Origin of the sequence: Aquabacterium sp. (assembly GCF_049274795.1) — a bacterium.
In the GTDB taxonomy this organism is placed as follows: Bacteria; Pseudomonadota; Gammaproteobacteria; order Burkholderiales; family Burkholderiaceae_C; genus Aquabacterium.
The window spans coordinates 40,545-54,291 of the sequence record NZ_JBASTH010000025.1; the positions used below are offsets into that span (position 1 = coordinate 40,545).

Below are 13,747 nucleotides of genomic sequence, written 5' to 3' on the forward strand. Positions count from 1 at the left end.
AAGCAAGCCGCCCATGGCCAAGAAAGCAGTCGCCCGCAAAGCACCTGCGCCCGCACCGCAGGTGCCGGAGCAGGACAGGATCCTCAGCGCCATCGGCCTGCGCATCAAGCACGCCCGCATGCTGCGCGCGATGACGCTCAAGGCCTTGGCCGATGAGGCCGGGTGGTCTGAATCGATGCTCTCTAAGGTGGAGCGAGGCCTGGCCACGCCCTCGCTGAGCGCGCTGCACAAGCTGGCCGGCGTGCTGGGCACCAACGTGGCCGAGCTGACCTCGCCGCAGCCCGTGGTCGAGTCGCCAGTGCTGACGCCGGCCACCCGCCCACGCATCACCTTCGGGGCGCGCCGCGGCCATGCCGGCATCAGCCTGGAGCGCCTGGTGGTGCCGCAATCCGGCCTGCTGCTGCAGGCCGACATCCACATCATCGGTCCCAAGGAAAGCAGCGAAGAGCAGATCTCGCACGTGGGCGAAGAGCTCGGCTATGTGCTCAGCGGCAGCGTCGAGCTGCGCGTGGGCGATGACGTCTACGTGCTGGGCCCCAATGACAGTTTCCATTTCCGCAGCGAGTTGCCCCACTCGTACCGCAACCTCGGCCCGACCGAGGCGCGGATCATCTGGGTCAACACGCCGCCCACCTTCTGAACGGAGTACACGCATGACAGCGAACACATACGAGACAGGGCGATTGAACCTGCCATTCGTCGGACACAGCACGTTTGCCAAATCACCGGTCTGTGTCGACTGGGATGCCATCGACGCGGACGTGGCGGTGCTGGGCGCGCCCAACGACATGGGCACGCAGTGGCGCTCGGGCGCGCGCTTCGGGCCGCGCGCCATCCGCGAGGCCTCGACGCTGTTCTCGTTCGGCCACGCGGGTGCCTACGATTTCGAGGACGACATCCTCTACCTGACGCGTGAAGACCTGCGCATCGTGGACGTGGGCGATGCCGACATTGTCCACACCGACATGCAAAAGAGCAATGCCAACGTCGAGTTCGCGGTGCGCAAGCTGCTGGAGAAGGGCGCCTTCCCGCTGGTGCTGGGCGGTGACCATGCCATCCACGCGCCAGTGATCAAGGCCTTCGAAGGCCGTGGCCCCATCCACATCCTGCACATCGACGCCCACCTCGATTTCGTCGACGAGCGCCACGGCGTGCGCTACGGCCACGGCAGCCCGCTGCGCCGGGCCTCCGAGATGGACCATGTGGTGGGTATGACGCAGCTGGGCATCCGCAATGTGTCTTCGTCCAACCGTTCGGATTACCAGGACGCGATCGAGGCTGGCTCGAAGATCCTGTCGGTGCGTGACGTGCGCCGCCTGGGCACAGAGCAGGTGCTGGCGCTGATCCCCGAAGGCGTGTCCTACTACATCACGGTGGACATCGATGGTTTCGATCCCTCCATCGCACCGGGCACCGGCACACCCAGCCACGGCGGCTTCCTGTACTACGAGGTGCTGGAGATCATCAAGGCGCTGTCCAAGCGCAGCAAGGGCAACATCGTCGGCATGGACTTGGTCGAGGTGGCCCCGGCCTACGACCCCGCTGGCATCACGGCCATCCTGGCAGCGCAGTTGCTGCTCAACAGCCTGGGCTACATCTTCCACGATCGCCGCCAGGCCTGAACCGAGGACGCACCATGATCAGCAACCCCGTTCCCTGGCCCAATGGTGCGCGCTGTGCCGTGGCCTTCACCTTCGACATGGATGCCGAGAGCATCCTGCACCTGTCCTACAAGGACAAGGCGCACACGATGGTGTCCACCGCCTCGCAGCTGCGCTATGGCCCGCAGATCGGCGTGCCACGCATCCTGGAGAGCTACCGCCACTTCGGCATCAAGCAGACCTTCTTCGTGCCCGGCTGGTGCGCCGAGCGCTACCCGCACGCGGTCGAGGCCATGGTGAAGGACGGCCATGAGGTGGCCGGCCACGGCTGGCTGCACGAGCACCCCAATGAGCTGTCGGATGAGGAAGAGCGCTTCTGGCTGCACCACAGCCTGGCCTCGGTCGAGAAGATCACCGGCATCAAGCCCGTGGGCTGGCGTGCGCCGCTGTACAACTACTCGCACCGCTCCACCGACCTGCTGCTCGAAGCCGGCATCCAGTACGACGCTTCGTTGATGGGCGATGACGTGCCCTACCTGATCCAGGCGCAGCGCGGCCAGTTGCTGGAGTTGCCTTCTCACTGGGGCATGGATGACTGGCCACCCTTCATGCACAGCACCGAGTTCGGTTTCCAGATGCCGATCCAGGCGCCGGCCTTCGCGTGGCAGAACTGGTGGGAAGAGTTCGAGGCCGCGTGGGCATACGGCGGCCTGTGGGTGCCGGTGTGGCATCCCTTCCTGTCAGGCCGCCTGGCACGCTGGCGCCAGACCCACCAGATGATCGAGAAGATGGTGGACAAGGGCGGCGTGTGGTTCGCGCCCATGCGCGACATCGCCCAGCATGTGCGCCAGTGCATCGACGCAGGCACCTGGGCGCCGCGCACCGAGCGCTATGGCGAGACGGAAGGCCTGCCGGTGGTGCCCCAGTTCACTCAGCGCTGAGCCTGGGCCTCGAAGGCGACCACGTGGCTCACATCGAGCCGGATGCCAATGGATTCACCGATGGCGTGGTCATGGTGCGAGGGCACCAGAGACAGCAACCGCGTGCCATCGGCCAGGGCCAGCGTGTACAGGAACTCAGCGCCCTTGAAGGCCTTGTGCACCACGCGGGCCTGGATGGGGCTGGCATCGTCGTGCAGCACGTCATCGGGGCGCAGCAGCACCTCGACCGTGGTGCCTGGGGTGAAGGGCCGGGCCTGACTGGTCGTGACCACGGCATCCTCGCCCTGCACCTCGCTGATCTGAAGCCGCAGGTGCTGCGCATCGAGCACCTGCGCATGCACGAAGGCCCCTTGCCCCACGAAATCCGCCACGAAGCGGTTGGCCGGCTGGTGGTACAGCGCATAGGCCGTGTCCCATTGCTGCAACTGCCCCTCGGTCAGCACGCCCACCACATCGGCCACGGCGAAGGCCTCGTGCTGGTCGTGCGTCACCATCACCGCCGTGGTTTGCGTGGCCTTGAGGATCTCGCGCACCTCGCCAGCCAGCCGTTCGCGCAGCGACACATCCAGGTTCGAGAAGGGCTCGTCGAGCAGCAGCACCTCGGGCTGGGGCGCCAGGGCTCGGGCCAGGGCCACGCGCTGCTGCTGGCCACCTGACAGCTCATGCGGATGGCGGTCGGCCACATGGGCCAGGCCTACGATGTCGAGCATCTCGCGCACACGCGCTGGTGCATCGGCACGCCCCAGCAGCCCGAAGCCCACGTTGCGTGCCACCGTGAGGTGGGGGAACAGGGCGTAGTCCTGGAACACCATGCCGATGCGGCGCTGCTCGGGCGGCAGCATCTGCCCCGGCGCGCTCAGCAGCCGATCGCCCAGCATGACGTGGCCGCTCGTGATGGGCTCGAAGCCCGCCAGCGCCCGCAACACCGAGGTCTTGCCGCAACCCGACGGGCCCAGCAGGCAGGCGATCACGCCCTTGGGCAGCGAGAAGCCCAGCCCATCGACCACGGCCTTGGCCCCGTAGCGCAAAGACAGGTTCTGCACGACCAGCCAGCCCGGGCCTTGCGGTGGAGAGGGCGGCAATGTGCGGTGGGAGGCGACGGACATGAGGCTGAACAGGATCTGAGGCTGCGATGATAATTCCCGCTGCCCATGATGATCCTGGCCACATCGCCCCTTCGCACCGCCAAGCCGCGCCTGACCACCTCCTGGCTGGTGGTGCTGGCCGTGCTGGTGGGGGCGCTGCTGATCGTGCCTGTGATGGCGGTGGTGGCGCAGGTCTTCCTGCCGGGCACAGGCGATACCTGGACCCACCTGGCCGACACGGTTCTGCCCGATTACCTGTGGTCCACCTGGTGGCTGTGCCTCGGCGTGGGCCTGGGCACGGCCTCCATGGGGGTGGGGGCGGCCTGGCTGGTCAGCCGGCACGACTTTCCCTTGCGCGGTCTGCTTGAATGGGCCCTGGTGCTGCCACTGGCCATGCCCGCCTACGTGATGGCCTATACGTACACGGACCTGCTGCAGTTCGTCGGCCCCGTGCAGACCTGGCTGCGCGAGACCTTTGGCTGGACACGGGCCGATTACTGGTTCCCGGATGTGCGCTCGCTGGGTGGCGCTGTGGTGATGTTTTCGCTGGTGCTCTATCCCTATGTGTACCTGCTGGCGCGTACCGCCTTTCTGGAGCGTGCTGCGGGCATGCTGGAGGTAGGCCGGGCGCTGGGCCTGGGGCCGTGGCGCAGCTTCGTGCGCGTGTCCCTGCCGCTCGCACGCCCCGCCATTGCTGCCGGTGTCGCGCTGGCGCTGATGGAGACGCTGGCCGATTTCGGAGCCGTGTCCTACTTCGGTGTGCAGACCTTCACCACCGGCATCTACCGCGCCTGGTTCTCGCTGGGTGATCGCGTGGCTGCGGCCCAGTTGGCGTCGGCCCTGCTGGGCTTCGTGGTCCTGGTGCTGGTGCTGGAACAACTTTCGCGTGGGCGTGCGCGCTTCCATGACACCAGCCAGCGCCGTTCTCGGCAAAGCACGGTGCGGCTCGGCGGTGCCCGCGGCTTGCTGGCCATGGGGCTCTGTCTGGTGCCGGTGATGGGCGGCTTTGTGCTGCCGGCGGGCATCCTGCTGCACATGGCCATCGGCCAGGGCGATGCGCAGTTCGGTCCGCGCTTCATCGAACTGGCCTTCAACAGCGTCACGGTGTCCGCGCTCACGGCGGTGCTGGCCGTGCTGCTCGCGCTGCTGCTGGCCTACGCGGCCCGGCTGCAACCAGTCGCCCCGGTGCGCCTGATCCATCGCCTGGGCGCACTGGGCTATGCCCTGCCGGGCACGGTGATCGCCGTGGGTGTGCTGATCCCGGTCACACGGGTGGATGTGGCCCTCACCAACTGGCTGGACCTGCACCTGGGCTGGCAGGGCGGCCTGCTCATCACCGGCAGCATCGCCGGGCTGGTGTACGCCTGCGTGGTGCGCTTCCTGACGCCCGCTGTGCAGACGGTCGATGCCGGTCTGCTCAAGGTCACGCCCAGCATGGACCAGGCCGCGCGCAGCCTGGGGTTGGGCCCGTGGGCCGTGCTGCGCCGCGTGCACCTGCCGCTGTTGCGTGGCAGCCTGCTCACGGCCATGCTGCTGGTCTTCATCGACGTGATGAAGGAGTTGCCGGCCACGCTGGTATTGCGCCCCTTCAACTTCGACACGTTGGCCACACAGGCCTACACGCTGGCGGCCGATGAACGCCTGGCCGAAGCCTCCACGGCGGCCCTGACCATCGTGGCCGTGGGCCTGCTGCCGCTGATCGTGCTGAGCCGCCAGATCATGCGCAGCCGCCTGCCCTGGGGCTCGCAAGCCCCTTGAGCGTGGCGGTGCGCAAGGGCCGCCTCAATCAACGCCAGCCAGCGCGGTCGAACAGCTTCTGGGCCGTGGCGGCGTTCTTGGCCAGCTCGCCCACATTGAGCTTGTCGGCCTTGAAGGTGCCCAGCTTCTGCAGCGCCGGGTTCGTCATCTTCACGCTGGGCACGGCTGGCCACTCGTTGTTGCCCTCGGCGAAGTAGGCCTGAGCTTGGTTGCTGCTCAGGTACTCCAGGAACTTGACGGCATTGGCCTTGTTGGGCGCGGTCTTGACGATGCCGGCACCCGACACGTTGATGTGAGTGCCCCAGGTGGCTTGGTTGGGCCAGACCACGCCCAGTGCGTCGACCACCTTCTTGTCTTCAGGCTTGTCCGAACGCATCAGGCGGGCCAGGTAGTAGCTGTTGGAGATGGCCACGCCGCATTCGCCCGCGGCCACGGCCTTGATCTGGTCGGTGTCGCCGCCCTTGGGCGCACGTGCGAAGTTCTGCACCAGGCCACGCGCCCAGGCTTCGGCCTGCGCCTCGCCCTGGTGGGCGATGAAGGCGCCGCCCAGCGACAGGTTGTAGGGGTGCGAGCCCGAGCGCACGCAGACCTGGTTCTTCAGGCGCGGGTGGGCCAGGTCACCATAGGTCTGCACCCATTCGGCCTTGATGTTGGCCTTGTTGTAGACCACGATGCGCGCGCGCGTCGAGAAGGCGATCCAGTTGGGTGTGCGCAGGTTGGCGGGGATGCGCTGGTCCAGCACCTTCGATTGCAGTGGGGCGAACACGCCGGCCTTGTCGGCGATCTCCAGGCGCGAGGCGTCCACGGTGATCAGGATGTCGGCGGGCGAGCGGGCGCCTTCGTTCTTGATGCGTTCGAGCAGCTCGTCTTCCTTGCCTTCGATGCGGTTCACCTTGATGCCGGTGGCCTTGGTGAAGTTGGTGTACAGCGCCTCGTCGGTCTGGTAGTGGCGGGCCGAGTAGATGTTGACGACCTTGTCATCAGCATGGGCCAGGGTGGCTGCCGTGGCCAGGGCCACTGCCGTGAGCGAAGGCAGGCGGAAGAAGGAAGAAACCATGAGCGCGATCCTCAGTCGTTGGACGTAGCGGCCTGCCGCATGGCGGGCCAGGGTGAGAGTCGCGAGATTACACGAGAAACGAGAATTATTCAGCTTCTGTTCACTTTGCGACCTTGCTTCCCCCATCCGGGGGCCCACCTCAGCGGGAGTTACACGCGCAGGCCCGCGGCCTACGATCCAGGCTCATCCTTTGGTGCTGACTTGGAGCTGATGACCATGGCAAACATCTTCAACGCGGTGTCGTCTCCCGACACATTGACCATGGCCCTCAGCCAGGCCTGGATCCGCCTGGGCGAACGGCGTTTCGCGCCTCTGGCCAGGTGGCAGCTCACACACCAGGACCGTGATGGCCAACGCCAGAACGTGGCGGTCGATGTGCTGGAGGTGATGCCCCAGCAGGGCCTGATCCTGGTCCGCGGCGGCCCGCAGGACGAACCCCTGGTCATCCAGCTGGCGCGCATCATCGAGGCCATCGATATGACGACGGAAAGCAAGGTGATGCCCGATCGCTGGCTGGCCCATGTCGATCGGTCCTTGCAGACGGGGCTCAATCGGCCTGAGCATTGGGTTCACTGAGGCGTTACGCATCGTCGCCGCTCGCCTGCAGCAGGCCTTCGCCAATGTGGATGACCTGGCCCGCCGCGCCCAGCTCGACCAGGCCGACCAGGCCGACCTGCGCCACCTGGCCGCCGCCGATGCGCTGCAGAGCCTGGCCGGCCACCGGCGCCAGCAGGTATGGGAGGCCACCGTCCGGCACAAGGCCCCGCCCCTGCTGCGCGAAGCCCCCGTGCATGAACAGGCCCTGCTGCTGCCCGCGGCCCCCGAGGCCGACGAGATCAACATCGACTATGCCGCCACCGGCCTGACCTTGCGGCGCCACCCGCTGGCCCTGCTGCGCAAGGCGCTCACGCAACGCAAGCTTCACAGCGCCGCCGCACTGCAGACCTTGGACAACGGCAAGCCGGCGCGCGTCTGCGGCTTGGTCACCATGCGCCAGCAACCGCAGACCGCCAAGGGCACGCTTTTCGTGTCCATCGAGGACGAGACCGGTAGCGTCAACGTGGTGGTCTGGCGCAGCGTGCGCGACAACTGCTGCTCGGCCCTGCTGCAAGCACAGTTGCTGGCCGTGCACGGCACCTGGCAGAACGTGGATGGCGCATCACCTGGAGGATCTCACGTCGCTGCTGCAAGGCCTGCGCATCCACAGCCGGGACTTTCACTGAGACTCACGCAGCGTCACATCACGTCATTCCAGCGCGCTGCCGAATTGCTCGGCGAACGCCGCGATGAAGGCCGGCGAGCCACTGAGCGTGAGCGTTACCGTGCGCCAGGCACGGCCCGCCGTGGTTTCGGTGACCACCTGCAGGTCATGGTCCCAGTCACGCCTCTCGTCCAGCGGGCCATGGCTGTCTGGAAAGCGCCGCCAGGCCCAGCCCAGCACCAACTGCACCTCGGCATCCACCGCATCGGCCTGGCTCGGGTCCGTCGATGCAATGACCTCGACCGTGCCGACGCCATCGGTGTCCTCGCTCAGATCAACGGTGAGGTGGTGCAATTCGGTCATGGGGAAATAGAAAAGCCACGGAATGAATCCGTGGCTCAAGTCCTGCAAACAGGCTCACGGGCTCAGGGAGGAAAGCCCGTCCGCTCCGAATCGATTGATTCAGGCGGCGACCCGCATTGTGCACATCTGTAACTTCCCGCACAAGCTAATCTGGCCATTCCTCCCCCTTCAGTGGGATATCACACGCACCTCATGCACCCGGCAAAGCCCTGCGGTACTGGATGGCCTCGGCCACCTGGGCGGCCGACACTGTGTCCGTGCCCGCCAGATCGGCGATGGTGCGCGCCACCCGCAGCACCCGGTGAAAACCGCGCGCGGACCAGCCCAGCCGGGCACTGGCCGTCTTGAGAAACTGCTGCGCGGCCGGCTCCAGCGCGGCATGCTCATCCAGCCCCCGGCCATCGAGCGCGGCATTGAGGCAACCCTGGCGGGCGCGTTGCACAGCCTGCGCGCGCAGCACGCGTTCGGCCACTACGGCGCTGGGCTCGCCATCCGGTGCGCCGGCCAGCACCTCGGGCGCCACGGCGGGCACCTCCACCTGCACGTCGATGCGGTCCAGCAAGGGGCCGCTCAGGCGGGCCTGGTAGCGCGTGACCTGATCGGGTGTGCAGCGACAGGCCTTGAGCGGATTGCCCAGGTGCCCGCAGGGGCAGGGGTTCATGGCGGCCACCAGTTGGAAGCACGCGGGGAAATCATGGCGCCGGGCTGCACGCGAGATGGTGATGTGGCCCGTCTCCAGCGGCTCGCGCAAGGCCTCCAGCGCGGCCCTTGGGAACTCGGGGATCTCATCGAGGAAGAGCAGGCCACGGTGCGCCAGCGAGATCTCGCCCGGTCTGGGTGGCGAACCTCCACCCACCAGTGCCACCGAAGACGCTGAGTGGTGCGGGGCACGCCAGGGCCGCATCAACCAAGTCTCTGGCTTGAAGCCTCCGGCCAGGCTCTGCACGGCTGCCGCCTCCAGGGCTTCGTCCTGCGTCAACGGGGGCAGCACCGAGGCCAGGCGCCGCGACAGCATGGATTTGCCCGTGCCCGGCGGCCCGATCATCAAGAGGCTGTGCGCGCCCGCAGCCGCCACCTCCAGCGCGCGCTTGGCTGCGGCCTGGCCTTTCACATCGCGCAGATCGCCGAATGCGACAGCGGGCAGCGCCTGCAGCATCGCATCAGGGCGGGCCACCCGCAAGGGCTCGGGTGGCGGTTCCCCCTCGCGCTCGGGGCGCAACGCGGCCACCACCTGCGACAGGTGCTCGACCTCCAGCAAGGTCACGCCCTCCACGCGTGCGGCCTCGCGGGCGCTGGCCATGGGCAGCACCAGGGTGCGCGCAGCGGGGGCGCAGTCCACCGTGGCATCCACCGCAGGATGGCCATCAGGCAAGGGGCCCGCCTGCCGACGCCTGAGCGCCAGGGCCATCGCCAGCGCGCCGCGCACCGGCCGCAGTTCACCGCCCAGCGACAGCTCGCCGGCAAACTCCATGCCCTCCAGCCGCCGTGCATCCACATGGCCCAGCGCGGCCAGGATGCCCACGGCCATCGGCAGGTCGAAACGGCCTGACTCCTTGGGCAGATCGGCCGGCGCCAGGTTCACGGTGATGCGCTTGTTGTGCGGGAACTCCAGCCCGCTGTTGCTCAGCGCGGCGCGCACACGCTCGCGCGCCTCCTTCACCTCGGTATCGGCCAGGCCGACCAGCGTGAAACAAGGCAGGCCATTGGCCAGGTGCACCTCCACGGTTACCTCGGGCGCATTCAACCCGTCCAGCGCGCGGCTGCGGACCACTGCCAGCGTCATGGCGTCTCTCCTGAATCGATGTCGATGCCGGCAGGGTCATGCCCGCCGGATGGGCCGATTGTGCGGAGAAAGCGCGCCTGGCAGCTCCCTCTGATGGGGGGCCCCGGCCGGCCACTCAAGCCCCAGGATGGAACACGCCCCGGCACCCAAATGGCACCACCGCTGTGCAAACGGGAACCGGCTGTGACAGGCGCAGACAAATGCACCAAATTAATGCACCATCACGGTGCCCAGAGAGTGGATTGCTTTGTTTTGGTGCTCGTTCACGCCCCTGTCCGTGAGAGCGTCACAACAGTCCGCGATGGCATGGATCATGCAGTCCGAGTCCCCGCAAAGCTTTTCACCTTAAAGGAGCCCCTCTATGAAAATGGTGACCGCCATCATCAAGCCCTTCAAGCTTGATGAAGTGCGTGAGGCCCTGTCCGCCATCGGCGTCCAAGGCATCACCGTGACCGAAGTCAAAGGCTTCGGTCGCCAAAAGGGCCACACCGAGCTGTACCGTGGCGCGGAGTATGTGGTCGACTTTCTGCCCAAGGTCAAGATCGAAGCGGCCGTCGACGAGTCCATCATCGACCGCGTGATCGAAGCCATCGAATCTGCCGCACGCACCGGCAAGATCGGCGACGGCAAGATCTTCGTGACCTCGCTCGAGCAGGTGATCCGCATCCGTACCGGCGAGACCGGCAAGGACGCGCTCTGACACCGCGTATCGCCATTTTCTGATCGAGCCGGCACCAGCCTATGCTGGTGCGCCACGGCCCTGACTCCTGTCCACATTCAACCCGATTCCAAGAGGCAATCCATGAGAAAACTCATTGCGTCGATCGCACTGGGTCTCGCAGCGTTCGGTCTGCTGGGCGTATCGCACGCCCAGGACACCGCTACCGCGACCCCAGTTGCCGCCGCGTCGGCGGCCGCCGACACCGCACCTGCCGCAGCGCCTGCTGCTGAACCCGCCGCCGCACCGGTGGCCGCCGAAGCTGCCGCTTCTGCTGCCGAGCCGGCCGCTGCTGCGCCCACCCCCAACAAGGGCGACACCGCCTGGATGATGGTCTCCACCGTGCTGGTGATCCTGATGGTCATCCCCGGCCTGGCCCTGTTCTACGGCGGCCTGGTGCGCAGCAAGAACATGCTGTCCGTGCTGATGCAGGTGATGGTGACCTTCTCGCTGATCGCCGTGCTGTGGTTCGTCTACGGCTACAGCCTGGCCTTCACCGAAGGCAATGCCTTCATCGGTGGCCTTGATCGCCTGATGATGAAGGGCATCTGGGACAACAACGCCGGCACCTTCGCTCTGGGCGCGACCTTCTCCAAGGGCACGCCGATGTACGAGATCGTGTTCGCCACCTTCCAGGCTACGTTCGCCGGCATCACCTGCGCGCTGATCGTGGGCTCGTTCGCCGAGCGCATCAAGTTCTCGGCCGTGCTGCTGTTCATGGTCCTGTGGTTCACCTTCAGCTACATCCCGATGGCCCACATGGTCTGGTTCTGGATGGGCCCGGACGCCTACACCACGGCTGAAGTCGCTGCTGAAATGAACAGCAAGGCCGGCCTGATCTGGCAACACGGCGCGCTGGACTTCGCCGGCGGTACCGTGGTGCACATCAACGCCGCCGTCGCTGGCCTGGTGGGTGCTTACATGGTCGGCAAGCGCATCGGCTACGGCAAGGAAGCCTTCACCCCGCACTCGCTGACGCTGACCATGGTCGGTGCCTCGCTGCTGTGGGTGGGCTGGTTCGGCTTCAACGCCGGCTCCGCCCTGGAAGCCAACGGCTTCGCCGCCCTGGCCTTCGCCAACACGCTGGTGGCCACCGCCGCTGCCGTGCTGGGCTGGATCGTGGGTGAAGCGCTGCTCAAGGGCAAGGCGTCGATGCTGGGGGCCGCTTCCGGCGCTGTCGCTGGCCTGGTCGCCATCACCCCCGCCGCCGGCAACGTCGGCATCGGTGGTGCCCTGATCATCGGCCTGCTGGCCGGCCTGATCTGCCTGTGGGGCGTGACCGGCCTGAAGAAACTGCTGGGCGCCGACGACTCGCTGGACGTGTTCGGCGTGCACGGCATCGGCGGCATCCTGGGTGCCCTGCTGACCGGCGTGTTCAACTCGCCCAACCTGGGTGGCCCCTCGCTGGTCGCCGACTGGACGACCGTCGCCATGGTCTCGGGTGCTGACTACTCCATCGCCAGCCAGCTGTGGATCCAGCTCAAGGGCGTGCTGATCACCATCGTGTGGTCGGGTGTGGTCTCCGTGGTCGCCTACAAGATCGTCGATCTGGTGATCGGCCTGCGTGTCCCCGAGGACGAAGAGCGCGAAGGTCTGGACATCACCTCGCACGGCGAAACCGCGTATCACAAGTGATCCTGACGGGAACCCCGCAACGGGTTCCCTTCACGACAAGCCAAAGGGCTGCCTCCGGGCAGCCCTTTTTTGCTTTTTCGGACAAGGTGATCTTCTTCGGCAGCAGCCCCTGGAAATCCGCCAACGTGCCCCAACGTGGGCACATCGTCACGAAAAGAGCGCGGTTCATGTCGCGATGCGGCGCTGCCGTTCCAAGCTCCTACAATGATTGCCACCACACCGCAGACGACTTCGAAGAGCACCACCCCATGGTTCCACACCTGATCACCGCGCTGACCGGCCCCATCAACGAGCTCGAACAGCGCATGCTGGAATCCATGCCCGCCATCGAACGCTGGTTCCGGCTGGAATGGATGGAGCACACGCCCCCCTTCTACACCTCGGTCGATCTGCGCAACGCCGGCTTCAAGCTGGCCCCGGTGGACACCAACCTCTACCCCGGCGGCTGGAACAACCTGACACCGGAGATGCTGCCCCTGGCCGTGCAAGCCGCCATGGCCGCGATCGAGAAGATCTGCCCTGAGGCCAAGAACCTGCTGCTGATCCCCGAGCGCCACACCCGCAACAGCTTCTACCTGACGAACGTGGCGCGCCTGGTCGAGATCTTCTCGGCCGCCGGCCTGAACGTGCGCCTGGGCTCGCTCGATGAAACCATCACCGAGCCGACCACGCTCAACCTGCCCGACGGCAGCAACCTCACGCTCGAACCCCTGGTGCGTACCAAGCGCCGCCTGGGGCTCAAGCACTTCGACCCCTGCACCATCCTGCTCAACAACGACCTGTCGGCCGGCATCCCGCCCGTGCTCGAAGGCCTGTACGAGCAGTACCTGCTGCCGCCGCTGCACGCGGGCTGGGCCGTGCGCCGCAAGAGTCAGCACTTCCAGTCCTACGAGGAAGTCGCCAAGAAGTTCTCCAAGCTGCTGGGCATGGACCCGTGGCTGATCAACCCCATGTACGCCGTCTGCGACGAGGTCAACTTCCAGGAGGATGGCAGCAACGAGTGCCTGCAGACCCAGGTCGACGCACTGCTGGGCAAGATCCGCCGCAAGTACAAGGAATACGGCATCAACGAGAAGCCCTTCGTCATCGTCAAGGCCGACAACGGCACCTACGGCATGGGCATCATGACCGTGCGCGATGCGAAAGACCTGGCCGACCTGAGCCGCCGCACCCGCAACAAGATGTCGGTGGTCAAGGATGGCCAGGAGGTCAGCCGCGTGATCATCCAGGAGGGCGTGCCCACCTACGAGCAGATCAACGAGGCCGTGGCCGAGCCGGTGGTCTACATGATCGACCGCTACGTGGTGGGCGGTTTCTACCGCGTGCACGCCGACCGCGGCATCGACGAGAACCTGAACGCACCGGGCTCCAGCTTCGTGCCGTTGGCCTTCGCCGAGCCCTCGCACCTGCCCAAACCGGGGGCCAAACCCGGTGCCAGCGTGCCCAACCGCTTCTACATGTACGGGGTGGTCGGCCGCCTGGCCATGCTGGCCGCCAGTTACGAGCTGGAAGCCACCGACCCGAACGCCGAGGTCTACGAGTGATATTCATTTGAGCCTGGTTCACGGCACAATGCGGCTTCCGCTCTGATCCGCAACGAGTTCC

The 13,747-nt window shown here is 66.5% G+C and carries 12 protein-coding genes and 1 pseudogene; 9 read left to right on the forward strand and 4 right to left on the reverse strand.

The genetic code is table 11. From position 1 onward, the window contains the following. Positions 1-13: 13 nt before the first annotated feature. Genes WAQ08_RS02960 through WAQ08_RS02970 form a run of 3 tightly spaced genes read left to right on the forward strand, consistent with a single transcriptional unit; the run spans position 14 to position 2,542 of the window. Positions 14-640 (forward strand): cupin domain-containing protein, encoded by a 627-nt coding sequence (locus WAQ08_RS02960; RefSeq protein ID WP_422189148.1) that lies wholly within the window; start codon positions 14-16, stop codon positions 638-640. Positions 641-653: 13 nt separating this feature from the next. Further along, positions 654-1,622, forward strand: coding sequence for an agmatinase (gene speB, locus WAQ08_RS02965; protein WP_422189149.1), 969 nt, complete (start codon positions 654-656; stop codon positions 1,620-1,622). Positions 1,623-1,636: 14 nt separating this feature from the next. Next, positions 1,637-2,542, forward strand: a complete 906-nt coding sequence (locus WAQ08_RS02970) for a polysaccharide deacetylase family protein (RefSeq protein WP_422189150.1) — start codon at positions 1,637-1,639, stop codon at positions 2,540-2,542. On the opposite strand, the gene WAQ08_RS02975 is transcribed toward WAQ08_RS02970, so the two are convergent. Further along, positions 2,533-3,648 carry an ABC transporter ATP-binding protein gene (locus WAQ08_RS02975; RefSeq protein WP_422189151.1) on the reverse strand — a complete coding sequence of 372 codons (1,116 nt, stop codon included), beginning with the start codon at positions 3,646-3,648 and terminating at the stop codon, positions 2,533-2,535. The two genes, WAQ08_RS02970 and WAQ08_RS02975, sit on opposite strands and share 10 nt — an antisense overlap. 48 nt (positions 3,649-3,696) lie before the next feature. Here WAQ08_RS02975 and WAQ08_RS02980 point away from each other — a divergent pair, with 48 nt between their 5' ends. Continuing rightward, positions 3,697-5,385 (forward strand): ABC transporter permease, encoded by a 1,689-nt coding sequence (locus WAQ08_RS02980; protein WP_422189175.1) that lies wholly within the window; start codon positions 3,697-3,699, stop codon positions 5,383-5,385. 28 nt (positions 5,386-5,413) lie between these two features. Here the strand turns inward: WAQ08_RS02980 and WAQ08_RS02985 are convergent, their stop codons facing one another. Beyond that, complete coding sequence (locus WAQ08_RS02985) at positions 5,414-6,442, reverse strand: Fe(3+) ABC transporter substrate-binding protein (protein ID WP_422189152.1); 1,029 nt, start codon at positions 6,440-6,442, stop codon at positions 5,414-5,416. A 216-nt stretch (positions 6,443-6,658) separates the two neighbouring features. Here WAQ08_RS02985 and WAQ08_RS02990 point away from each other — a divergent pair, with 216 nt between their 5' ends. Further along, positions 6,659-7,018 carry a hypothetical protein gene (locus WAQ08_RS02990; protein WP_422189153.1) on the forward strand — a complete coding sequence of 120 codons (360 nt, stop codon included), beginning with the start codon at positions 6,659-6,661 and terminating at the stop codon, positions 7,016-7,018. After that, a pseudogene (locus WAQ08_RS02995) lies at positions 6,963-7,535 on the forward strand (error-prone DNA polymerase); the annotation flags it as partial. The gene WAQ08_RS02990 and the pseudogene WAQ08_RS02995, both read left to right, overlap by 56 nt. Positions 7,536-7,688: 153 nt before the next feature. On the opposite strand, the gene WAQ08_RS03000 reads toward WAQ08_RS02995, so the two are convergent. Both WAQ08_RS03000 and WAQ08_RS03005 read right to left on the reverse strand, forming a co-directional pair. Next, complete coding sequence (locus WAQ08_RS03000; RefSeq protein ID WP_422189176.1) at positions 7,689-8,006, reverse strand: hypothetical protein; 318 nt, start codon at positions 8,004-8,006, stop codon at positions 7,689-7,691. A gap of 190 nt (positions 8,007-8,196) precedes the next feature. Continuing rightward, positions 8,197-9,789 carry a YifB family Mg chelatase-like AAA ATPase gene (locus tag WAQ08_RS03005; RefSeq protein WP_422189154.1) on the reverse strand — a complete coding sequence of 531 codons (1,593 nt, stop codon included), beginning with the start codon at positions 9,787-9,789 and terminating at the stop codon, positions 8,197-8,199. Between the two features lie 361 nt (positions 9,790-10,150). On the opposite strand from WAQ08_RS03005, the gene glnK reads away from it, so the two are divergent. The 3 genes from glnK to gshA all read left to right on the forward strand — a co-directional run bounded on the left by glnK (position 10,151) and on the right by gshA (position 13,686). Beyond that, positions 10,151-10,489, forward strand: coding sequence for a P-II family nitrogen regulator (gene glnK / locus WAQ08_RS03010; protein ID WP_422189155.1), 339 nt, complete (start codon positions 10,151-10,153; stop codon positions 10,487-10,489). Positions 10,490-10,591: 102 nt separating this feature from the next. Beyond that, a complete protein-coding gene (locus WAQ08_RS03015; RefSeq protein WP_422189156.1) occupies positions 10,592-12,142 on the forward strand; it encodes an ammonium transporter in 1,551 nt (516 codons plus the stop codon). A gap of 248 nt (positions 12,143-12,390) precedes the next feature. After that, the gene (gshA, locus tag WAQ08_RS03020; RefSeq protein ID WP_422189157.1) at positions 12,391-13,686 is read left to right on the forward strand and encodes a glutamate--cysteine ligase; all 1,296 of its coding nucleotides are present in this window, start codon (positions 12,391-12,393) and stop codon (positions 13,684-13,686) included. Positions 13,687-13,747 lie beyond the last annotated feature (61 nt).